We start from the raw sequence: 22,805 nt of genomic DNA, 5'->3' as shown, positions 1-22,805 counted from the left end.
GACTATAAAACGAAGTAGCCACATAACACAACGCACACCCCTAAGAATGTGCGTTGTCATTAATCAAGTTCGAGCATCTATCACCAGTAAATTAGAAGCGATAGCCGACGCCAAGATAAGTAATGTATGGATCGATATCAAGGTTAGACTTGGCACGAATCAGTTTTTCGCCAGCTTCGTTTTTGACCGTAATAGTTGTGTCGCTATCGAGTTTTGCATAGGACAAAGAGCCGACGCCAAACCATCTGTCATTAAAGTCATAAGTCGCACCAAGAGTGAGGATAGGGGCAAAGGCGCTATCGGCCTCGACATCAACCTTCATCGCACTACTAGATTTTACATTTTCTAAAGCAGCGCCTGCTTTGCCATCTTTGATATTTTGGATTTGATCGCCAGCACGCTCCAAGTCTTGACGGATACCGTCATTCAAATCGATATCATTAAAGTAGGCATACATGACGCCTGCTACCACGTAAGGGCGGAATTTATTGACGCCAGATTGGCCAAATTGATACTGTATACCAGCTGCTGGTAGCCAAGCTCGCGCCGTTGATGCCACCCCATTGCCTTGCTCTAAGTCCGTAATCGGAATGTCTTTTTTAATCGCAAACTCTGGCAATACCGAGCCTATCCCACTAGCATTAACCTCACCAGTAAAGGGGGCGAAGACCTGACCCTTACCCATGATATCTACTTTTGGTGGTATGCCCGCTTTGAACTCTACTGACCAGTTGTCATCAAAATAATAGTTGAACAACAAACCTGCCGTATCGACATCATCAGATTCTAAACCAGTACCAGCACTGGTCCAGCTCTCTAAGCCATTAACGTTGACTGTGCCCGATGCACCCAACTCTCCTAGATCCGTATCAGCTGGCAAAATACCTAACAGCCCATTTACGGCTCTTAATGTGCCGGAATCTTGATCAGGGTCGATGACTTCTCGAACCGTTGAGATACGTACACTACCATTTTCTAACGTCCTGTTAGAAGCTATCAAAGCAACGACTATCGTATTATTTGGCCACTTTTCGTTCTAACTAAAACGCCAAAACAGCCACATACTAGCAAACCAGCACGGTCACAAGTAGTGATGCAGCAACATAAACTGCCATAGTAGTGAACATATATCAACCGAAATTATCGAACAAATAAGTCAATATTAGTTTATTAAGATATTTGAGCGCGAATATTTGAGCGCAAGCTATCGCAATACAGATAAACTATAAACAATTGATTATAATAATATTTTATATTCATAAATTGATATTAGCGAATAAATATAAACAGTAATAAAACATAACTTTATAAATTATTCGATAATAGTATGGTTGGCTCAAGATAATTCAGGTAAAAGGAAGACGAGTGAAAGTAAGACAAGTAGTAAACTTAATGAGTCTAATTTATATAGGATTGACTATACGGATAAAAAACCTGCTATGCATTGGTGTAACGGCTGGCTTCTGGCATCCAGCGATGGATAAGCTGACTGACATCTGCTTTACGTGCAGGATCAGCAATTAAGTGTTTGGCGAGGTGCTGGGCAATGGCAAATAATTGCTCATCACGAATCAGATCGGCCAAATAATAACCGACATTGCCCGTTTGACGTTTACCCAGCAGCTCACCCGGCCCGCGCAGCTCTAAGTCTTTTTGGGCAATGACAAAGCCATCGGTACTGTCGCGCAATACATTTAAGCGCTCCGTGCCTGTTTCTGACAACGGCTTTTGGTATAACAACACACAGTAGCTTTTGGTCGAACCACGCCCGACGCGTCCACGCAATTGATGTAGCTGTGACAACCCTAAACGTTCGGCATTTTCAATGACCATGAGCGACGCATTCGGCACATCGACGCCAACCTCGATGACCGTTGTGGCAATGAGCAGATCAAGATTTCCGGATTTGAATGCTTGCATGATGGCTTGTTTGTCAGCGGACTTCATCTTGCCATGGACGAGACCAATGCGAATATTTAAGCGCTCATTTAGGTCTTCATAAGTGGCTTCCGCCGCTTGCGCATCCAGCACACTAGATTCTTCTACTAATGAGCAGACCCAATAGGCCTGCCTGCCCGCCTCACAATTAATCGCAATACGCTCAATCACCTCATCGCGGCGATTACGGTCAATGGTCACTGTCGTAATTGGTGTACGACCGGGTGGCAACTCATCAATGATAGAGGTATCCATATCACCATAGACGCTCATCGCCAGCGTACGCGGAATGGGCGTTGCCGTCATAATCAGCTGATGCGGCGTGCTATTGGCTACGCCTTTATTGGTCAAGGCCATACGCTGCTCAACGCCAAAACGATGCTGCTCATCGATAATGACCAAGCCCAACTTGGCAAACTGTACTGTTTCTTGAAACAACGCATGAGTCCCAACCACTATTTGCACCGTATTCTCACTCACCGCCTCTAATGCTTCGCGGCGCTGCTTCGCGGTTTGTTTGCCAGCCAACCAGCCGACCCCAACACCTAAGGGTTCAAACCAGTTTTTAAAATTGACCAAATGCTGCTCTGCTAAAATCTCTGTGGGTGCCATAACCGCCACTTGCCAGCCACTGTCGAGCGCATAGCCTGCCGCACCTGCCGCGACCAACGTTTTACCAGCGCCCACATCGCCTTGTACCAGTCGCAACATCGGAATAGAAGTCGCCATATCAGCTGTGATGTCTTTCATCACCCGTTGCTGTGCGCCTGTTAAATCAAAGGGTAAAGCGGCAAACAACTTATCCGCAAGCGGGCTTTGAGCGGCACATTTAGGTGCTTTATGCTGATGTAATTGCTGACGTCGATATAACAAACTGAGTTGATGCGCGGTTAACTCTTCAATGATTAATCGCTGGCATGCCGCATGAGTACGAGCACTTAATTGAGTGAGCAGCTGATATTGCCGACCAGCATCGGTATAAGTGGGCGGCGTGTGCAATAACACTAAGGCTTCAAATATCGTCAGGTTATAGACATTACTATTGGCAATACTAGCAGCGGCTGTATGGGGTTCATTATTTGCACTATAAGTAGAAGGGCTGGTTTTATTGACACTATTATTAATCGAATTGTCAGGCACACTGCGGGCAAGCGTTGAAAAAATATCGTCCGGAAAATCATCTTCTACAATTGCTGATTTAGTAGGCTCAAAGGGCGCTAACGGTAAATCAGCGACCATGGCAAAATCCTCATTGGTAAACAGCGTCATCGGTAGACCTTGACTGCGCACAGTTTGTAGCGCCAACTTAATCAAAGTACGCAATTTATTCTGATGCAAGCCTTTGACACTAGGATAAATGGGCTGCAACCCAGTATTGGTCATGGCGCTGCTATCAGTAATGATTTGATACTCGGGATGATGCATCTGCTTACCATAACGGCTGACTTTTACTTCGCCGAACAATTGCAATTGCGTGCCCAAACTCATGGTCTGCGCCAGACCTCGATAGACTTTAAAAAACCGTAAAGATATCGTCCCAGTGTCATCATCTACAATCACGGTCATGCCACTGCGCTTGACATCGACGTGTACCACGCGCCCAGTGATTAACGCTGCTTGTCCATGCCCCACGTCTGCTATCGATACCAGTCGGCTACGGTCTTCATAATCTCGTGGCAGGTGCAGTAGCAAATCAAAGATTCGCACAATACTCAACTGTGCCAGTTGCTCGGCAACCTTGGAGCCAACACCTGCCAGCGCCGTCACTGGCATATCGAGTGCCGACATAGGCTGCTCAGATCTCCAATGCTCGGCTGACTGAGTTGAGGAAGGTGATGAGGCGTGACTAACCGATATGGGCATCAAAAATCCTAACGATATTGGTTTTACATTGCGTAAGTGCAAAATAGTTTATTAGGCACTCTGATACTACTTACGACCTATAAAAGCGATGATAATCAACTGGCTATAAAAATACTGAGTCAGACTCATTATAACTGACAATATGATTGATTATGCTAAGCTATTTAGTAATACTGCGTCTAGATGCTGTGATGCTTTGTGGAGACATACATCCAATCTATCCTTTATGGATTAGCAACTTTACCGATAAGAAACTTTATCGATAAATAGCTTGCTTGATAAATAAATGTCTCAAGAATTAAACGTATAAACAATCAACCAATGCCCTAACTTATGATGATTTTATAAGGTCTTTTTTATGTTTGCGCCCACTTTACTGCCTCAATCTTATCATCATTTGATATTCCTGCGTATCATTGTGCTTGCCATATTATCCCTAAGTATCAACGCTTGTAGCACGCTGACACCGCCACCAACATCAGTAGCACCCATAGCAGATGCACCAAAAGTTGCATTAGTATTGGGCGGCGGCGGTGCCAAAGGTTTTGCGCATGTTGGCGTAATTAAGGCGTTAGAAGCAAACGGCATCAAACCAACTTTGGTCGTTGGCACCAGTGTCGGCAGCTTGGTTGGTAGTCTATATGCCAGCGGTTACACGCCAGCACATCTTGAGCGCTTGGCATTGACCACCACTGATAGCGAATTGACGGACTTTACCTTATCCAACCAAGGCTTTATAGAAGGTATCAAACTCAAAAACTTTATTAATACCAAAGTTGGCGGACGCCCTATAGAGTCTTTTCCCATACACTTCGCTGCGGTCGCGGCTGAGAAGCACACACTAAAAAAAGCGGTCTTTAGCACGGGAGATGCTGGACTTGCCGTTCAAGCGTCTTGTAGCGTGCCCAATATTTTTATTGCCCCGCGTATTCCCGAAAAAGTTGGCAAAAAATATATTGATGGCGGTGTGGTCAGCTTAGTGCCTGTCGATAGCGCGCGTGATTTGGGGGCAGATATCATCATCGCTGTCGACGTGACAGTGCCTACTAGCAAAAAGAACGTAACGAACAATCTTTTACCTGCTATCACCTCATTGAGTGGCTTTTGGGCATTACTTGAAAACAATCTATCCTCTAATGTAGCAACTAATAGAACTTCCACCGTTGCTTATGCAGACGCCAAACACAGCGCATCGATACGCAATGAACGCGGGCGCGCTGACATCGTCATTACCCCTGATGTGGGTCATATTAGCTCATTAGATACCAGTCAACGTAGTGCCCTTATTACAGCTGGCGCGCAAGCCACCACACCGCAAATCACTGCGATTAAGCAATTAATTAAAGAAAAATCAAAGAGTAAATATGCGACTCTCTAACGATATATAATCAAAATACCCTAAAAACGCCACGGTATTGCTGATATCAATTTTTTGTCGTCTCTGTCTGCGCAGGTACATTACAGCAAAGAAAATTGATATCAGCAGTGCGTAATGTCTCGATATTATCTGCGCTATTTTCCTTGTATGACTGCAATTGACCTCACTTTTATCACCATTTTTAAAATGAGGACACGCCCTAGAATTTCAGCCATTAAAAAAGCACCGCAGTCATAAACCGTGGTGCTTTTTACTGTTAGCTAGATCAATTCTGCTTAAACAGACGGCATCAATTAATAAGCAAATTTATTTAACGCGGGCGCGATATTTCACTGCCACGGTGTCATTAAGGCCAACCCCTTCGATATCCCAGCGTACCGATTTATAGTATTTCAATGGGATTTCTTGCAGTTGGTTGTCTACTTTGCCACGTAGCGGCATACGGGCGAAAGTATTGCCATCGGTGCTACCATAGGGAAAGTCAGGAGAGACCGCGCGCAATAGTTCTACTTGCTCAGGGATACTCATGGTGACCGTCATTTTACGGACGCGATCAGCATTGGTATTGGTAAAATACCCTTGATACTCTAAGACATTGCCTGACTGCAAACGCGTATTGGCATTAACCGGCACCAAGACCTCTTGACCATTGGCATCAACACTAATCAGCGAGGCGGTAATTTTGCTATTAACGGCTTGCACGGTAGAGTTACCGCTATTGGTGCTTGCTTGATTGCTGTTGGACTGCACAGCAACTGAAGTATCGATCGCTTGCTCTGGGGTCGGCAGCATCGCTGATGCTTGGGTGACAGCCATAACACCGACAAGCGTACCGGCTATCACGTGAAACAAGCGGTGGCCGCTAAAAGCGCTAAAAGGATTGGCAAGATGGTTACTTTTTTTCATGACTTTCATTATCCCTAGTTAATGTATCGGTAAAACGTAGCTGGCAAAACTTGACTGTCTTGTTAATACTTTTTTAGTAATACTGTCTTGTTAATGCTTTTTTATCAGCACTGACTTCTGAATACTTTTTAATATAAAACTTATCGCTGCAACATTGCGTTTTAACGTCTTAAGTTTCTGACGATTTGAATAGATGAGACTTTATATAAGCAATGTATTTAATGGCTACCATCTCTGGCTATAGACCAGTCATCATCATATACACTGAGTACTAATAACGGTTATTTTTATTGATTATCTGCGTTAGCCGTCTGTAAAGCAATAGCGATTAGCATAGCAAAAAGCGTTTGTAGGTACACTAACCGCGTGTTGAGGTTGTGTATATCGTCAATCTACTATAAAGATTGATTAACGCTACTGAAATAAAAGATAGATCATAACGGCGTTTTTTGCTATGGTAATTCTTTAGCGACAGGTATCTTTTGTCACGCCCCTTTTCTTATTCTGACTACTATTGCTCCTATTATGACTACTAGCGCCATGCCACAGATTAATCCTGAATACGTTCATTGGTTCCGCAACTCTGCCCCCTACATTAATACCCATCGCGGTAAGACTTTCGTGATTATGTTTGGTGGTGAGGCGGTCAATCATTCGAATTTCAGCACGCTTATTCATGACTTTGCCTTGTTACATAGCTTGGGTATCAAGCTAGTCTTGGTACATGGAGCACGACCGCAGATCGAAAAGAACCTGCAAGGGACTGATATCACCTCGCCGTTGCATGAAGACATTCGAGTGACGCCGCGTGTGGCGATGCCTTCTATCTTACAAGCCGTTGGTGCCATCCGCTTACAGATAGAAGCACAGCTGTCGATGGGACTGGCCAACTCACCCATGTATGGCTCGCGCATCGATGCCGTTTCGGGCAATTTTGTCACTGCTCGTCCCTATGGCATTCGTAATGGTGTCGATTATCAGATGACCGGTGAAGTGCGCTCTATCGACGTTGAGGCGATTAAAAATAACCTACTCCACGATCATATTGTGATTTTAGGCTCAATGGGTTATTCGGCGACAGGTGAAGTCTTTAATTTACTCGCCGAAGATGTAGCATTGAGCGCTGCGGTGGCACTTGGCGCGGACAAGCTTATATTTTTGGGTGAAGAAGCCGGCATCAATGACGATGACCGCTTGCTACGCGAGATGATTCCAAACGAAGTCGATCGCTTCTTACGGGATCGGGACTTAAACTGTGAGATTAACTACTTCTTAAATTGCGCCAGTAACGCTTGTCGCCAAGGTGTCCATCGCACCCATATTATCTCTTACGCCAAAGATGGCGCGCTATTGGAAGAGCTATTCACCCGTGATGGCTCTGGTACGCTCATTAGCCACGACCCTTATGAAGAGATTCGCCGCGCAGATATCGACGATGTCGTGGGACTTATTGAGCTGTTATCGCCATTAGAAGAACAAGGCATCTTAGTCAGCCGCTCGCGCGAACGCTTAGAGCAAGAGATTGATCATTATAGTGTCATTGAGCGTGATGGTATGATTTTGGGCTGTGCAGCGCTCTATCCATTAGATGCGGATGCTGCAGAAGTGGCTTGTGTCGCGGTTCATCCTGAATATCGTAGCGGTAGCCGCGGTGCTGACTTGCTGGCATTTTTAGAGCAGCAAGCACGCAGCCATGGTCTGCATAAGTTATTTGTTCTGACGACTCGTACCGCGCATTGGTTCGTTGAGCAAGGCTTTGCGGAAGTTGAGGCAAGCGCTTTACCAGAAGCGCGCCGTAAAAAATATAATAACGGTCGTAACTCTAAAGTGTTCCAAAAAACGCTATAGCACCAAAATCTCTATAGTCAGCGCCTAGGTTAAGTCGTTAAAAGCTCACTTAATTACCGCACACGAAAAAGCCCTCATAATAGTTATGAGGGCTTTCTTATTTCTTATAACCACTATAGGTTAAAAGTCTAATAACGCATTATTTTACTTTTAACAGCTCAACCGTAAAGATCAATGTGCTGTTAGGCTCGATACCTGAGTTGCCCGCTTCGCCATAAGCGATGTCTGATGGGATATAAAACTCATATTTGCCGCCCTCTTTCATCAACTGTAGACCTTCGGTCCAGCCAGCGATGACTTGATTCAGTGGGAACTCAATTGGCTCACCACGCTCATAAGAGCTGTCAAATACCGTACCGTCAATCAATTTGCCTTCGTAGTTTACTTCGACCACGTCAGTTGCTTTTGGTGATTTACCAGTACCTGGGGTGATGACTTTATATTGTAAGCCAGAAGCCGTCTCTTTTACGCCTTCTTTTTTCGCGTTTGCCGCTAAGAATGCTTCACCAGCAGCTTTATTGTCAGTCGCTTTGCTTTCCATATCTTTGACAAACTTCGCTTCTTGCTCTTTTTGATAGGTCATCAATACTTCTTGCATTTGCTCTTGCGTCAATGCGGAATCATTGCCTTCATAACCATCACGGAAGCCTTTTTCAAAGGTATCAAGATTTAGATCACCGACCGCTTCTTTGTTACCTTCAGCCATCATATAGCCCAAGCTATAACCTACTTTTTCATTGGCTGGGCTTTTTTCAGTGACTGAAACGCTTTGGGTAGAAGTTTCTTGATTACCATTATTAGTACTACAACCGGTAACTAATAACATAGCACTAGCAAGTGCACTAACGCTTAAAGTGGTGATTTTTTTCATATATTACTCTCAAATTGTAAGAATAGTGGCGAGATGTCACATATTTCTATAATAACAAATCTTAGTTTTAGGAGCCACGGTTAGGATAAAATTATCGGGCTAATGTACAGTCTGTGTTAAAATTTATCATAAAAATAACAAGTTATCACACAAATATAGTAACAGGTTAAGCTTTCTGTCTTTAAATCTATCAATACATCAGCTAAGCTAAATTAGTTAAGGTGATAAGTAACTGAACGTAAGTTTTACTAATATATGTTTAGGTATCGGTAGCAGCGCTGCGCAGTACAAATGTATCATCAGCGCAAGCCTATGTTTACCATAATAGTATTACTGATTCAGTCATTATAATATCCCTGTATAACTTAAATTAAAAATACTATTTATAATTACCATCTATATGGTTTTGCTGAATAATAACGGTGCTGGGTACATGACAATTGTGCCAGCTATTCTTGTTATTTTGTGGCTCATGTATGATGATTAAAGGAGGATAAGATGAATCCAATGTTTACATCTTTTAACGGTTATCTTGGTGGGCCCATCGGCTCTATCATTGGCGCGATTTTGATATTTATTATTGGCTGGCTCGTGGCACTAGGTATCGCGGCGTTGGTACGTGGTGTGTTGTCTAAAGTGAACCTTAACCAACGCATGAACTCTTCCACTGGTAAAACCTACGATCTAGAGGGTATTATCTCTAAGATTGTTTTTTGGTTTATCTTTATCATCGCAATTTCAGGGGCTCTTAGCCAATTGAACTTGAACTCTATTTCGGCACCATTTGCAAACATGGTCAACCAAGTATTGGCCTTTATCCCTAACCTTATCGGTGCTATCGCCCTTGGTGTGATTGGTTGGGTAGTGGCAACTGTTGCCCGCACAGCGATCAATGCTGCATTGGCCAAAACATCAATGGATGAGCGTTTAAGTGCACAAGCTGGCGTCAAACCAATGAGCAGCACAATTGCTGATATGGTTTATTGGTTCATCTTATTGGTTGTTCTAACCATGGTATTGGGTCAATTAGAGCTTGATGGTCTATTTGCACCATTGACTAATATGGTTGATAAAATCTTCAGCTTTATTCCGAACATCTTAATTGCTGGTGTTGTGTTTGTCGTTGGTTATATCATTGCTAAAGTAGTACGCGGCATTGTGACCAACCTTGTTTCTACTTTTGATGTGCAAAAACTGGCAACAAAAGCAGGTTTAAGCGAACAAAACAGCCTACCTAATATTGCGGGTTCATTAGCCTTTTTAGTTGTGATTATCCCAACGATTATCGCAGCATTAAATGCGTTAAAAATCGAAGTGATTGCTCGTCCTGCGACGAACATGCTGAACAAAATCATGGAAGCGTTGCCAAATATCTTTATGGCAGTTGCTATCCTCGTTGTGACTTTCTACGTGGTACGTATGGTCGCTAACATCATCAAAGGCTTGATCGAAAACACTCAGATCAACCAATTGCCTGCCAAAGTTGGCTTGCAAGAAACGATGGGCGATAAGAAAGTTTCAGACCTTGTTAGCTATGCGATCATCTTCTTTGCGATGTTATTCGCTTCTATCGCTGCCGCTGATTTATTGGGTTTTGAGCCTATCTCAGCTATCATCGCGATGTTTATTGCTTTCGGTGCCAACATCATCTTGGGCGCGATTATCCTATTCATCGGTTTTTGGCTTGCCAATATCATTGCTGGTGTCGTTGAGCGCTCTGAGCAAGGCTCACAGTTCTTAGCAAACATCGTACGTGTATTAATCATGGGTTTGGTACTAGCCATGGGTCTAAAAGCGATGGGTATTGCTGACTCTATTGTGAACTTAGCATTTGGTCTAACACTAGGTGCCGTTGCGGTTGCCTTTGCTCTATCATTCGGTCTTGGTGGTCAAGAAGCAGCAGCACGTTTCCTCCGCAAGATGCAGGATAAAATGGACAAAGAGCGTACTGAAGCAAAAGCGAAGTCTGCTTTGACGCCTAATTCATCGACGCAAGACAAAGTTGCTGATTCAGTTCGTGAGAATACGCCGAGTGCACCAACTACCTCGGCAACTAACTTACGTACAGATACAGTCGATACCACAAAACTTGGTACTGACCCTGTAAATACTACTGATGTTGGAACGACTAGAACTCCTGGAATTCAGACAGATAATGATTTATTACCTGGTAGTGGTCTTATCGACAACACTAATAAATAAGTCTTTATGACAGTATAATTTTGCATGAAAAAAGACAGCTTAGGCTGTCTTTTTTTGTGGGTATAATCAAAACATCCTAAGAACGCGACGGTATTGCTGATGTATCAATATTACTTTCCATTGACTATATTGGTTCGTGTTGGTTATTTCAATAGTTATATAGATGTAGTCAATTCGACATAAAACCGATACGCTAATATTACCAGCAGCACTGTATTTTTTTATAGTGATTCAACTATACTTTTTAAGATTGAACGCCTACGCATTTACCTAATTACCAAGGCGTGCCACTATTTATGGTTTATCTTTGCGGGCTGGAATAGAAAGGTTGAGACGAACTTGAGGCAAATCGTTTGCTTGCTGCGTCAATTTCTTGCTCGTAGGCTGCTCAGTACCTTGTTGTTTAAGGCGCTGTATTTGCTTGGTAAGTTGACGCTCGCGCTGGGTCATACTATTCATAGGTTGAATCCACAGATCGATATCTATAAAGGTCTCGCCTGCCTCAGAGATAAAGTCTATACCAAGTACAATGACGTGATGCAGCTCAGCCATCGGTAGCCGCGTGGCAACATCTTGCGCAATCTGCTGTAAGTTTGGCTGAATAGCCGCCTTACTATTCTGCCCCTGCCCATCTTGACCATAGAATATCAGCACATAATGCCGACCGAGATTTTCATACGAATGCTGATGTACTACATAGCCAGTTTTTTGCAACGCCTGCTGTTGTTTTGGGTGTCTATATAAAGTGCGGATAAGCTCATGCCGCGAAAACAAAGACTCATCTAAGAGTTGCTGCTGCCAAACAGAAAATGAGGGTGTTATTGACTCTTTATCTGCCTTAGCTTTTAGCTCTGCACTGACCGTATGAATCATCTGCGCACTAAGCTGCGACCAAAGTGTCGCGGCCTGCGCCATATGTTTCTCATACATCGGTGCCGTTTTGCTTTGATTCTTTTGCGCTAGGCTCATGGCTATCAATGCAGAATTGGGCGCTTGCTGAATACCGTACTTGATAAGCGCGTTATCGACCGTGATAGCGTGGTTAAATAAAGATACACTGCTTAAAAACTGCCTGATAATTCTTTCTTCGGACTCAAAGCTCGCGATGTGACTAGATACCGACTGCTGTAGCTGCTCTAGATGATATCCCAAAAACCGCCATAGCTCGCATGGTGTCTGCAACGCTAGCATTATCGAACACCAATCATGCCAGCTGAATATTTGAAGTTGCTGACCACTGTCACTTATATCAACGACTAAATCTTCCATAAAGTAGCGTGCAGCAAATTCATGCGTCACACGCTTTACTAAATCACTCGACCGACGATTGTTTTCAATATTAATTTTACTATCACTGTTATTGTCACTATCATTGTTGTCACTACTTTTAGCATACTCGCCGAACTGGATATCGACGATCAATACGTCATAGCTGAGCAGCTGAGCGTCTTTACTTTGAGAGGTGTAACTCTTATGCCATGCCAGCGCTGCTTTGACTGCTGCCATCCGCACTGACTCAATCTTAGCCAAGCTCGTCTCAGAAGGCAGAGTTACCGTGAGCGTTAATAGTTGGAGCTTACCTAATGGCAATCGATAGTGATACTGCCGAGCCTCATAACGCGCCTCTATGGTTTGGAGATTAGGTAAAACAATCTCTGACGCAGCTGCTTGCAGATAACAAACCAATTCATCAGCTAAATAACCCAATTCAGATGTGGCAGTAGTCGAATTTAACACAGTTCCAACCTTTTATTATCAATTGAATATAACGCATCCCATAATGCCACTGAGAACGATAATGCCCTTCTTGCAAGGATAATAAGCATTCTTCGCTAAAGAAAAACTAAACTATAGTCAAAATATCCTAAAAACGCGACCTTATTGCTGATATCAATTTTTTATAGCCTCTGTCAGCGTAGACACAGCAAGCAAGAAAAATGGATATCAACAGTGCGTGAGGTATCAATATTACTTTTCACTGACTATACATAAGTGCAATTATACAAAGTCGCTTTCAAAGCAATGACTTGTTATGATGACATAAAAGCAGCAAAGCTGATGCATCGATTTATAACTCACCCACCACTTAGGGTTTGCTTACTCATTTTTTATGTAGTGACTATTATCTGCATATGATAACAAGGACTGAACATCATGAAACGTTTTAAAGAAAAAACCGTCATCGTCACAGGGGCCGGCTCAGGTATCGGTCGCGCAACTGCCATTCGTTTTGCTCAAGAAGGCGCTAGCGTCGTTTTAGTAGGACGTACAGCTGACAGTTTGGCAGAAACCGCTAAGGAGTTTCCGACAGATCGCACTTGGATTCATACCGATAATTATATGACCATTACCTGTGATATTAGTGTGCAGAGCCAAGTACAAGAAATGATTAAAAGAGCCATCGATAAGTTTGAAAAAATCGATGTTTTGGTCAACAATGCGGGCAAAGCCACTCAAGGTAAAATTACTGAGCTAACGGCTGAAGACTGGAAGTCAGCGATTGATGTGAATTTAAATGGTACTTTTTACGTCTGTCAGGCAGCCATGCCGCACTTGATAGCAACCAAAGGTAATATCGTCAATGTCTCATCATTGTCAGGGGTCGGCGGTGATTGGAATATGGCAGCTTACAATGCCGCCAAAGCTGGCGTTAGCAATCTAACACGGACGCTGGCTTTAGATCATGGTCCTGATGGGGTACGTGTCAACGCGGTTAATCCGAGCGTGACTAAGACAAACATGACCAGTGCCATTCAAGATAATGATGCCAAGACCGATAAATTCTTAGATCGTTGTCCACTTGGTCGTTTGGCCACGCCAGAGGACATTGCCGCTGCCATTACTTTTTTGGCAAGTGACGATGCGTCGATGATTACTGGCGTCAATCTTGCGGTGGACGGCGGGGTTAGTGCTTCTAACGGTCAGCCTCAGTTTTAGCTATTGCTCTCTTTGTAATTGAATATGAGTATTTTGCTAGCCATCCCTAAGAGGCTTAAATACTCATATTCGCAAGACATATCTAATCGGCTGATTGATTAACATCCTGTAGTGGCTGCGACAAGCGCTCAGGATATTTTGGTAATACGCCTTTATATTGAGCATAGATTTTTGGCAAGTCAGCCTCGATATCTCCAGTAGGATAGACAGCGGTCAAAAAACGTATTTCTTTGGTTTTATAATCCAATGCCACTGGCAAAATAGGAACATCAGCGCCCACTGCTAAATAATAAAAACCGGTTTTCCACTCTTTTCTATAATCGCGAGTGCCTTCTGGAGATAGCCCCAAAAACAGCGGCTCACCAGTCTTAAACTTAGCAATACTTGCTTGTAGCACTGAGCCCTTATTGCCACGATCGATGGGAATAATACCCAACCATAGTAATATCTGTGACAGTACTGGGACTTTGAATAGTGTGTGCTTACCCATAATGCTAACTTTTAAATCAATAGCAAACAAACCGGGCAATGCATAGAGGCCATCCAAATAAGAAGTGTGCGGCAAAGCCAATACCACTGCTTGCGACACATTTGGAATATCGCCAACAGTACGCCAGCCTAATACTTTTAACAAACGCGCACCGATAACTGGCGTAATAGCACCGCCACGTCTGGGAATTAAGTCACCCAAATCCTTTCTGCTAAGCTTTGGTAATATTTTAGAGCGTGTAGAACTAGCGGCAATAGGCTTAGAACGACGGCTAAACTTCGATGTCATGACGGCACCAGATAATGAAAGATAGCGATATAATAACATTAACCTTATGTCACTAAATTTCCTTTTGCAGGCTTTTATTGTGCTGCCTCTTACTCAATCGTACAACGAGCATCAGCCTATGTAATGCTCGTTGTTACTATAGTTTATGAGATATCAGCCAAGTTACCTTTGTCCTCAAGCCAAGTCTTACGATCCGCAGAGCGTTTTTTCGCCAACAGCATATCCATCACACTGTTGGTTAATACCATGTCGTCCATGTCTAGCTGGACTAAGCGGCGGGTATCACGATTCATGGTCGTCTCACGTAGCTGCTCTGCACTCATCTCTCCCAGCCCTTTAAAGCGGGTAATTTGTGCTTTTTTATTGCCGGGTACATTGGCCAAAATGTGTGCAAGTTCAGGCTCGTCTAACGCATAATGCACGTCTTTACCGACATCCACGCGATATAACGGCGGCATGGCTACAAACAAGTGACCTGCATCAACCAACGCTGGAAAATGCTTGACGAATAACGCACAGATGAGCGTGGCAATATGTAGGCCATCAGAATCCGCATCCGCTAAAATACACACCTTATCGTAGCGTAATTCCGACAAATCGTCTGACGCTGGATCGACACCGATAGCGATGGCGATATCATGGATCTCTTGGCTCGACAGCACGGTATCTGAGGATACTTCCCATGTATTTAGAATCTTACCGCGCAGTGGCAATATAGCCTGATAATGACGATCTCGTGCCTGTTTGGCACTACCGCCCGCCGAATCTCCTTCCACCAAAAATAACTCTGCACCATCACGTAAATCACCACGGCAATCAGCCAATTTACCCGGTAAGGCAGGACCTTGAGTAATCTTTTTACGCGCGACTTTTTTGGCAGATTTTAGGCGACGTCCTGCTTTATTAATCGCCAACTCGGCGATCTGAGCACCCATATCGGCATGCTGATTTAACCACAAACTAAAGGCATCTTTTGCCAATGTCTGTACTGCGCCAGCGGCTTCTCGACTCGATAAACGCTCTTTGGTTTGCCCTGAAAACTGCGGTTCAGAAAACTTAAGCGACAGGATATAATTGACCCCATCCCATACATCTTCTGCGGTCAGCTTGACACTACGCGGCAATAAGTTATGAATATCACAGAACTCACGTAAGGCCTCTAAAATACCTGTGCGCAGACCATTAACATGCGTGCCCCCCTGAGCCGTCGGGATAAGGTTCACATAGCTTTCTTGAATGGGCGTACCCCCATCTGGCAACCAAGACAAGGCAAAGGTAATGGCGGCACGTTCGCCCGCTTTCGCATCGTAATTATAATAGAACGGTGCTTCAGGCAAAGTTTCAAGACCATCTAACTGTTCATTTAAATATTCAACGACGCCATCAGCGAACTGCCAGACAACTTTTTCATTATTAATATCATCGACGAACTCAATCGTCAAACCCGCGGCCAACACCGCTTTGGCTTTTAGATTGTGCTTGAGTTGTTTAACATTAAATTTTGGCGTATCGAAGAAACTACCATCCGCCCAAAAATGTACTTTAGTACCGCGTTTACGCTTGTTTGAGCTGATCGTTTCCGTCAAAGGCGTAACTGGTGCACCATTTTCAAAGGCCATTTCAAACTGGGTACTATCACGCCATACGGTGACTTCCACTCGCGTGGATAGCGCATTGACGACCGAGATACCAACGCCATGCAGACCACCTGAAACTTCATAATTAGAGGTCGAAAACTTACCACCAGCATGTAAGCGGGTCAAAATCAGCTCAATCCCTGACTGTTTAAACTCAGGATGGATATCGGTCGGCATACCGCGCCCGTCATCCTCAACTGACAGCGAGCCATCACTATACAATTGAACTTTGATGGTTTTAGCATAACCCGCCAATGCCTCATCCACTGAGTTATCAATCACCTCTTGTGCCAAGTGGTTGGGGCGCGTGGTATCCGTATACATACCGGGACGACGACGTACCGGCTCAAGCCCTTCTAAAACTTCTAACGATTGCGCATTATATTCACTCACAAATGCTTCCCTTAATATTCACAGATCATTCATTCTATTGAACCATTATAACGAAAAATAGCGATGTTAAGGCCAATAGTCTATCGCTCACGTCAGATAATGTCGTCTCTTTAAGTCGATAACAAACGCTGTAGCATATCTATCACCATCGGTAATTGCTCACCAAAATCCGTAAATCTATGATCGCCACCCGCTTGCACAGTTACCGTCGCTCCCTGCGTTTGATAAAAGTCTTTTGATAGCTCAGCACTTAGCAGCTCGTCATCTTCTTTTAGCAAGACCTCAATTTTATTCGGATAATTAATGGATACCAATTGATGATCTGCAAACCATTGTAAATCCGCAGGGGTTATTTCCCAACCGCCAGCGGTCGTATGCAGGACATTACTATGAGATAACTCGTCACTGCTTTTTTTATTTGATACTGAGATGTCAGAAAAACGCTGTAGAGTAACATGAGGCTGAGTGCTAGGGTTTAGCAATAGTGCGGGGCAACCTGTATGATTACTCACCAAGGTAGAAAAATAGCCTCCTAACGAGCTGCCAATCAGTACAGTTTTGTCTTCTTTATTGAGTTCGGTTACCAATTTAACTAGTTGCTCAAACACTTGCTCAGGGGCGCTGTTAAGATCAGGGCGATATACGTTAATATCAGCATGATGCTGCTGGCCATAGCTTTCTAATAATATGCCTTTGGTCGAGTTGGCATCACTATCCAATCCATGAATATAAATAATGTTCACGTACAATCTCACTTATTAATTTTGTTATGATGACTTTATATAGACTATAAAAGCTAAGCATAGCATTGCCTCACCAAAAACAGTAACAATAAAGCGGCACACTATTATTCGTTATTTACGACATAATAGTGTTTTAAAGTAAGATGATGGCAGTTAAGGGAATAACGATAAAAGCGATGGAGCAGCCATGAGTCAGCAGTTTGAACTGTTCGAGATTGCCAATCCGTGTATTGGTGTGTGCACGAGCAATAAAAAAGGCTATTGCTTTGGTTGCCTGCGCAGTCGTCCTGAGCGTCAGCTATGGCTAAGCATGACCAATGAGCAGCGTCGTGAAGTGCTTAGATTAATCGTAGGACGAAAGCAACGTATCGAACAAATGAAACAGCGTAAAGGCGAACAGCTAGGATTTGATTTTGAAGAAGTGATTGAGATTGGTGAGTTGTTTTAAAAGGTTAAAGGTCAAACATCATTTGTACTTTGGACTTTTCATCAGCTCTCTTACCAATTTTTTGGATCAGTACTATAGTTTTCAGACATAACTCTTTTTAGTCCTGTAAACGAATCAGGTAATTCTTTAAACACTTCTTCAGATATATATATAAATATAGGCAGTGAAAAGTTAATACTCATACCTTTTTGCCAATTGTTCCAAGTATCCTCTCTTACTCTACCTGTTCTACGTAGAAATATTTGTTCGTTACAGAAATCTATATAGTTATATATTACATTTGAAGCTTGAGTGATTTCTTCACCAGTTAAAGTTTTCCCTATGAGTGCGTTATATGGGATATTGTTAGATATATCTCGATACTCTTTAGAAATAGAATCCTCAAAAGCTGTTATAGATTGCTCTGTATTTTTCCGAACTTGATATATAGCAACCATAACTCCTAAAGCAGTTACATATGGAGCTAAGAAGACATAACTTTTTAAAAATTCAATGATGAGTTTATACTCCTACAAATATTAAGCTTTGTTGAACGCAACAGAATGGTTAGATAAAAGATAAAAATAACGAACACTGATAGCATTTTGATTCTATTTAATAAATTTATTGGGATTCTCTATTTTTGGTAAAACATTTTTTTACCGACACGAGTCAACTTGAATTTATCAGAGGACGATTTTTTTAATATTCTTTGATTTAATAAAGAGATGCAGGCTTCTGTCTCAGAGTTATTTTTAGGCACATAACCTACTCCAGTGAGTAGTTTTAAATTGGATTCAAGGAAACCGAAATCATTATCTGAAATGCTAAGAATCGTTGGGTCAGAAACATTATTTTCACTTAATTTAAACCAAGCTAATATGGATGTACTTTTATCGTATAGAAACCAAATAGCAGTAATACCGCCTAGTAAGGTAGCTATTATTAATACTAAATCCAAGCAATACTCCATAAATATCTAAAAATTTATTATCATGTATATTTAACAGCAATATAACAATCAATAATATACCAATGAAATCTATATCACGCACTCTTTTACAGCTGCATAGAATCAATATCTCGAGCAGATTTCAGCTTTAATCTGTATATAAATTACGGCATGATGAACGTCAATAAAATCTCAAACCCACGCACAAAGAAAAGCCCCTTAATACGCTAGTATTAAGGGGCTTTTCAAGTATAGAGAGCTGACGATGACCTACTCTCACATGGGCGAACCACACTACCATTGGCGCAACGATGTTTCACTTCTGAGTTCGGGAAGGGATCAGGTGGGGCCATCGCGCTATTGTCGTCAGCAAAGGGGGTTAGATATGAGTCTGATGTTATTATGACGTCAAGATATTATCTATTGGTCGACCAACTTGTAACCTAACTGAATCAAGGTTAAAGGTGATATCGAAATATATATATTCTATAAGCTTTCGCTTATACAAGATAGATTAATTAGAGCTTTGATACAAACCACTTGGGTGTTGTATGGTCAAGCCAAACGAGCAATTAGTACAGGTTAGCTACACACATCGCTGTGCTTCCACACCCTGCCTATCAACGTCGTAGTCTTCAACGGCTCTTTAGGGAAATCTAATCTTGAGGTGGGCTTCCCGCTTAGATGCTTTCAGCGGTTATCCCATCCGAACGTAGCTACCGGGCAATGCCACTGGCGTGACAACCCGAACACCAGAGGTTCGTCCACTCTGGTCCTCTCGTACTAGGAGCAGATCCTCTCAAATTTCCAACGCCCACGGTAGATAGGGACCGAACTGTCTCACGACGTTCTAAACCCAGCTCGCGTACCTCTTTAAATGGCGAACAGCCATACCCTTAGGACCTGCTTCAGCCCTAGGATGAGATGAGCCGACATCGAGGTGCCAAACACCGCCGTCGATATGAACTCTTGGGCGGTATCAGCCTGTTATCCCCAGAGTACCTTTTATCCGTTGAGCGATGGCCCTTCCATACAGAACCACCGGATCACTAAGACCTACTTTCGTACCTGCTCGACTTGTGGGTCTCGCAGTTAAGCGCGCTTTTGCCTTTATACTCTACGACCGATTTCCGACCGGTCTGAGCGCACCTTCGTACTCCTCCGTTACTCTTTAGGAGGAGACCGCCCCAGTCAAACTACCCACCATACATTGTCCTCGGTATTGTTATACCTGAGTTAGAACCCCAACATGACCAGGGTGGTATTTCAAGATTGGCTCCACCAAGACTAGCGTCTCGGCTTCAAAGCCTCCCACCTATCCTGCACAAGTCAGGTCAAAGTTCAATGTAAAGCTGTAGTAAAGGTTCACGGGGTCTTTCCGTCTAGCCGCGGGTACACAGCATCTTCACTGCGATTTCGATTTCACTGAGTCTCTGCTGGAGACAGCGCTGCCATCATTATGCCATTCGTGCAGGTCGGAACTTACCCGACAAGGAATTTCGCTACCTTAGGACCGTTATAGTTACGGCCGCCGTTTACTGGGGCTTCGATCAAGAGCTTCGCTTACGCTAACCCCATCAATTAACCTTCCAGCACCGGGCAGGCATCACACCCTATACGTCCACTTTCGTGTTTGCAGAGTGCTGTGTTTTTAATAAACAGTTGCAGCAGCCTGGTATCTGCGACTGTCAACAGCTCAAGGAGCAAGTCCTATCACCATCAACAGCGTACCTTCTCCCGAAGTTACGGTACCATTTTGCCTAGTTCCTTCAGCAGAGTTCTCTCAAGCGCCTTGGTATTCTCTACCTGATCACCTGTGTCGGTTTAGGGTACGATTCGTTTATAACTATTGCTTAGAAGCTTTTCCTGGAAGCATGGTATTTGCCACTTCGCTGTACAAGTACAGCTTGCTATCAGATCTCAGCCATATAACAACCCGGATTTACCTAAGTTGTAAGCCTACATCCTTTCACCTGGACAACCAACGCCAGGCTGACATAACCTTCTCCGTCCCTCCATCGCATTATAAACAAGTATCGGAATATTAACCGATTTCCCATCGACTACGCCTTTCGGCCTCGCCTTAGGGGTCGACTCACCCAGCCCCGATTAACGTTGGACTGGAACCCTTGATCTTCCGGCGTGCGAGCTTTTCACTCGCATTATCGTTACTCACGTCAGCATTCGCTCTTGTGATACCTCCAGCATGCCTTACGACACACCTTCACAGGCTTACACAACGCTCCCCTACCACTTGAAAACAAATTCAAATCCGCAGCTTCGGCTCCTAGTTTGAGCCCCGTTACATCTTCCGCGCGGGCCGACTCGACTAGTGAGCTATTACGCTTTCTTTAAAGGATGGCTGCTTCTAAGCCAACCTCCTAGCTGTCTATGCCTTCCCACCTCGTTTCCCACTTAACTAGGAATTTGGGGCCTTAGCTGGCGGTCTGGGTTGTTTCCCTCTCCACAATGGACGTTAGCACCCACTGTGTGTCTCCCGGATATCACTCATCGGTATTCGGAGTTTGCATCGGTTTGGTAAGTCGGTATGACCCCCTAGCCGAAACAGTGCTCTACCCCCAATGGTGTTCGTCCGAGGCGCTACCTAAATAGCTTTCGGGGAGAACCAGCTATCACCGAGTTTGATTAGCCTTTCACCCCTATCCACAAGTCATCCCCTGGCTTTTCAACGACAGTGGGTTCGGTCCTCCGGTGCCTGTTACGGCACTTTCAACCTGCTCATGGATAGATCACTCGGTTTCGGGTCTATGCCCTGCAACTAAACGCCCTATTAAGACTCGGTTTCCCTACGGCTCCCCTAAACGGTTAACCTTGCTACAGAACATAAGTCGCTGACCCATTATACAAAAGGTACGCGGTCACCCTAATAAATTAAGGCTCCCACTGCTTGTACGCACACGGTTTCAGGTTCTATTTCACTCCCCTCACAGGGGTTCTTTTCGCCTTTCCCTCACGGTACTGGTTCACTATCGGTCAGTCAGGAGTATTTAGCCTTGGAGGATGGTCCCCCCATCTTCAAACAGGATTTCTCGTGCCCCGCTCTACTTAATATGTTAACGCTAATGTTTCGAATACAGGACTATCACCTACTACGGTCAGCTTTCCCACGCTGTTCTTCTACATTAGCACTAATCGGCTTCTCCCCGTTCGCTCGCCGCTACTTGGGGAATCTCATTTGATGTCTATTCCTAAGGGTACTGAGATGTTTCACTTCCCCTCGTTCGCTTCTTGTACAAGTACAAGATACCTACCTTATGGTAAGTGGGTTTCCCCATTCAGAAATCTCCGGATCACAGGATATTGCCGCCTCCCCGAAGCTTATCGCAGGCTGTCACGTCTTTCATCGCCTCTGACTGCCAAGGCATCCACCATGTGCGCTTCATTACTTGACCATACAACCCCAAGTAGTCTTAACTTATAAATAAGTTTTAACTTCAAAGTGTTATATAAGTCTAATTATGATAACGATATCACCTATGTTTATACGCTTGATTCAGTTCTCTTTACTTTTTTAATAACTCACTACTGGGATAACAACTGATGTCGTTAAGTAGTGAGTTATTAAGGTTAGGAACAACGCGTGAACACGTGTTCCTAACCCAGACTCATATCTATGTTTTTAAATAGTTCTTACGCTCTCGTCGAGTCATAAGTTCTGTATAAAACAGAAAGAAATAATCGTATGATGTAATATCTGAATTATTTGTTTCTGTTTATGCTTGTTTATATAGTTACTATCGTATTTATTATGGTGGAGCCAAACGGAGTCGAACCGTTGACCTCCTGCGTGCAAGGCAGGCGCTCTACCAACTGAGCTATGGCCCCGTAAATAAATGGTAGGCCTGGGCAGACTTGAACTGCCGACCCCCGCGTTATCAACACGGTGCTCTAACCAGCTGAGCTACAGGCCT

General features: G+C 43.7%; 15 protein-coding genes, 2 tRNA genes and 2 rRNA genes. 5 read left to right on the top strand and 14 right to left on the bottom strand.

What is annotated here, in order from left to right; genetic code table 11:
* Window positions 1-91 precede the first annotated feature (91 nt).
* Window positions 92-1,000: an OmpW/AlkL family protein gene (locus W293_RS0114935; protein WP_025653191.1), complete on the bottom strand. Its 909-nt coding sequence runs from the start codon at window positions 998-1,000 to the stop codon at window positions 92-94.
* Between the two features lie 437 nt (window positions 1,001-1,437).
* Entirely contained in the window at window positions 1,438-3,801 is a 2,364-nt protein-coding gene (gene recG / locus W293_RS0114930) for an ATP-dependent DNA helicase RecG (RefSeq protein ID WP_025653188.1), read from the bottom strand.
* Window positions 3,802-4,159: 358 nt separating this feature from the next.
* On the opposite strand from recG, the gene W293_RS0114925 reads away from it, so the two are divergent.
* Window positions 4,160-5,179, top strand: coding sequence for a patatin-like phospholipase family protein (locus tag W293_RS0114925; protein ID WP_025653187.1), 1,020 nt, complete (start codon window positions 4,160-4,162; stop codon window positions 5,177-5,179).
* 306 nt (window positions 5,180-5,485) lie between these two features.
* Here the strand turns inward: W293_RS0114925 and W293_RS0114920 are convergent, their stop codons facing one another.
* Entirely contained in the window at window positions 5,486-6,085 is a 600-nt protein-coding gene (locus W293_RS0114920; RefSeq protein ID WP_025653186.1) for a hypothetical protein, read from the bottom strand.
* Between the two features lie 525 nt (window positions 6,086-6,610).
* Between W293_RS0114920 and argA the strand changes: the two genes are divergently transcribed.
* The gene (argA, locus tag W293_RS0114915) at window positions 6,611-7,933 is read left to right on the top strand and encodes an amino-acid N-acetyltransferase (protein ID WP_025653185.1); all 1,323 of its coding nucleotides are present in this window, start codon (window positions 6,611-6,613) and stop codon (window positions 7,931-7,933) included.
* 139 nt (window positions 7,934-8,072) lie between these two features.
* Here argA and W293_RS0114910 read toward each other — a convergent pair whose 3' ends face one another.
* On the bottom strand, window positions 8,073-8,804 hold the full coding sequence (locus W293_RS0114910; RefSeq protein ID WP_025653184.1) for an FKBP-type peptidyl-prolyl cis-trans isomerase: 732 nt from the start codon (window positions 8,802-8,804) through the stop codon (window positions 8,073-8,075).
* Window positions 8,805-9,302: 498 nt separating this feature from the next.
* Here W293_RS0114910 and W293_RS0114905 point away from each other — a divergent pair, with 498 nt between their 5' ends.
* Window positions 9,303-11,006: a mechanosensitive ion channel gene (locus W293_RS0114905; protein WP_025653183.1), complete on the top strand. Its 1,704-nt coding sequence runs from the start codon at window positions 9,303-9,305 to the stop codon at window positions 11,004-11,006.
* A gap of 294 nt (window positions 11,007-11,300) precedes the next feature.
* Here the strand turns inward: W293_RS0114905 and W293_RS0114900 are convergent, their stop codons facing one another.
* Window positions 11,301-12,743, bottom strand: coding sequence for a hypothetical protein (locus tag W293_RS0114900; RefSeq protein WP_025653182.1), 1,443 nt, complete (start codon window positions 12,741-12,743; stop codon window positions 11,301-11,303).
* A 417-nt stretch (window positions 12,744-13,160) separates the two neighbouring features.
* On the opposite strand from W293_RS0114900, the gene W293_RS0114895 reads away from it, so the two are divergent.
* Window positions 13,161-13,943: an SDR family NAD(P)-dependent oxidoreductase gene (locus W293_RS0114895; protein WP_025653181.1), complete on the top strand. Its 783-nt coding sequence runs from the start codon at window positions 13,161-13,163 to the stop codon at window positions 13,941-13,943.
* An 82-nt stretch (window positions 13,944-14,025) separates the two neighbouring features.
* On the opposite strand, the gene W293_RS0114890 is transcribed toward W293_RS0114895, so the two are convergent.
* From W293_RS0114890 to W293_RS0114880, 3 genes are all read right to left on the bottom strand, one after another.
* Window positions 14,026-14,721 carry a lysophospholipid acyltransferase family protein gene (locus W293_RS0114890; RefSeq protein WP_051395076.1) on the bottom strand — a complete coding sequence of 232 codons (696 nt, stop codon included), beginning with the start codon at window positions 14,719-14,721 and terminating at the stop codon, window positions 14,026-14,028.
* Between the two features lie 143 nt (window positions 14,722-14,864).
* Complete coding sequence (parE, locus tag W293_RS0114885; protein WP_025653179.1) at window positions 14,865-16,751, bottom strand: DNA topoisomerase IV subunit B; 1,887 nt, start codon at window positions 16,749-16,751, stop codon at window positions 14,865-14,867.
* A gap of 110 nt (window positions 16,752-16,861) precedes the next feature.
* Window positions 16,862-17,494 carry a YqiA/YcfP family alpha/beta fold hydrolase gene (locus W293_RS0114880; RefSeq protein ID WP_025653178.1) on the bottom strand — a complete coding sequence of 211 codons (633 nt, stop codon included), beginning with the start codon at window positions 17,492-17,494 and terminating at the stop codon, window positions 16,862-16,864.
* Window positions 17,495-17,681: 187 nt separating this feature from the next.
* On the opposite strand from W293_RS0114880, the gene W293_RS0114875 reads away from it, so the two are divergent.
* On the top strand, window positions 17,682-17,942 hold the full coding sequence (locus tag W293_RS0114875; protein WP_025653177.1) for a DUF1289 domain-containing protein: 261 nt from the start codon (window positions 17,682-17,684) through the stop codon (window positions 17,940-17,942).
* 50 nt (window positions 17,943-17,992) lie between these two features.
* Here W293_RS0114875 and W293_RS0114870 read toward each other — a convergent pair whose 3' ends face one another.
* From W293_RS0114870 to W293_RS0114845, 6 genes are all read right to left on the bottom strand, one after another.
* Window positions 17,993-18,379 (bottom strand): hypothetical protein, encoded by a 387-nt coding sequence (locus W293_RS0114870; protein ID WP_025653176.1) that lies wholly within the window; start codon window positions 18,377-18,379, stop codon window positions 17,993-17,995.
* Window positions 18,380-18,558: 179 nt separating this feature from the next.
* Complete coding sequence (locus W293_RS0114865) at window positions 18,559-18,882, bottom strand: hypothetical protein (protein WP_025653175.1); 324 nt, start codon at window positions 18,880-18,882, stop codon at window positions 18,559-18,561.
* Between the two features lie 248 nt (window positions 18,883-19,130).
* A 5S ribosomal RNA gene (gene rrf / locus W293_RS0114860) occupies window positions 19,131-19,244 on the bottom strand.
* Between the two features lie 180 nt (window positions 19,245-19,424).
* Window positions 19,425-22,286: ribosomal RNA gene (locus W293_RS0114855) — 23S ribosomal RNA — on the bottom strand.
* Between the two features lie 357 nt (window positions 22,287-22,643).
* Window positions 22,644-22,719: transfer RNA gene (locus W293_RS0114850), tRNA-Ala, on the bottom strand.
* 9 nt (window positions 22,720-22,728) lie between these two features.
* Window positions 22,729-22,805, bottom strand: a tRNA-Ile gene (locus W293_RS0114845).

Origin of the sequence: Psychrobacter sp. TB67, from assembly GCF_000511065.1 — a bacterium.
GTDB classification, from domain to species: Bacteria; Pseudomonadota; Gammaproteobacteria; order Pseudomonadales; family Moraxellaceae; genus Psychrobacter; species Psychrobacter okhotskensis.
The sequence above is the reverse complement of the archived record's forward strand: the minus strand, read 5'-3'. Positions and strand labels throughout refer to the sequence as shown.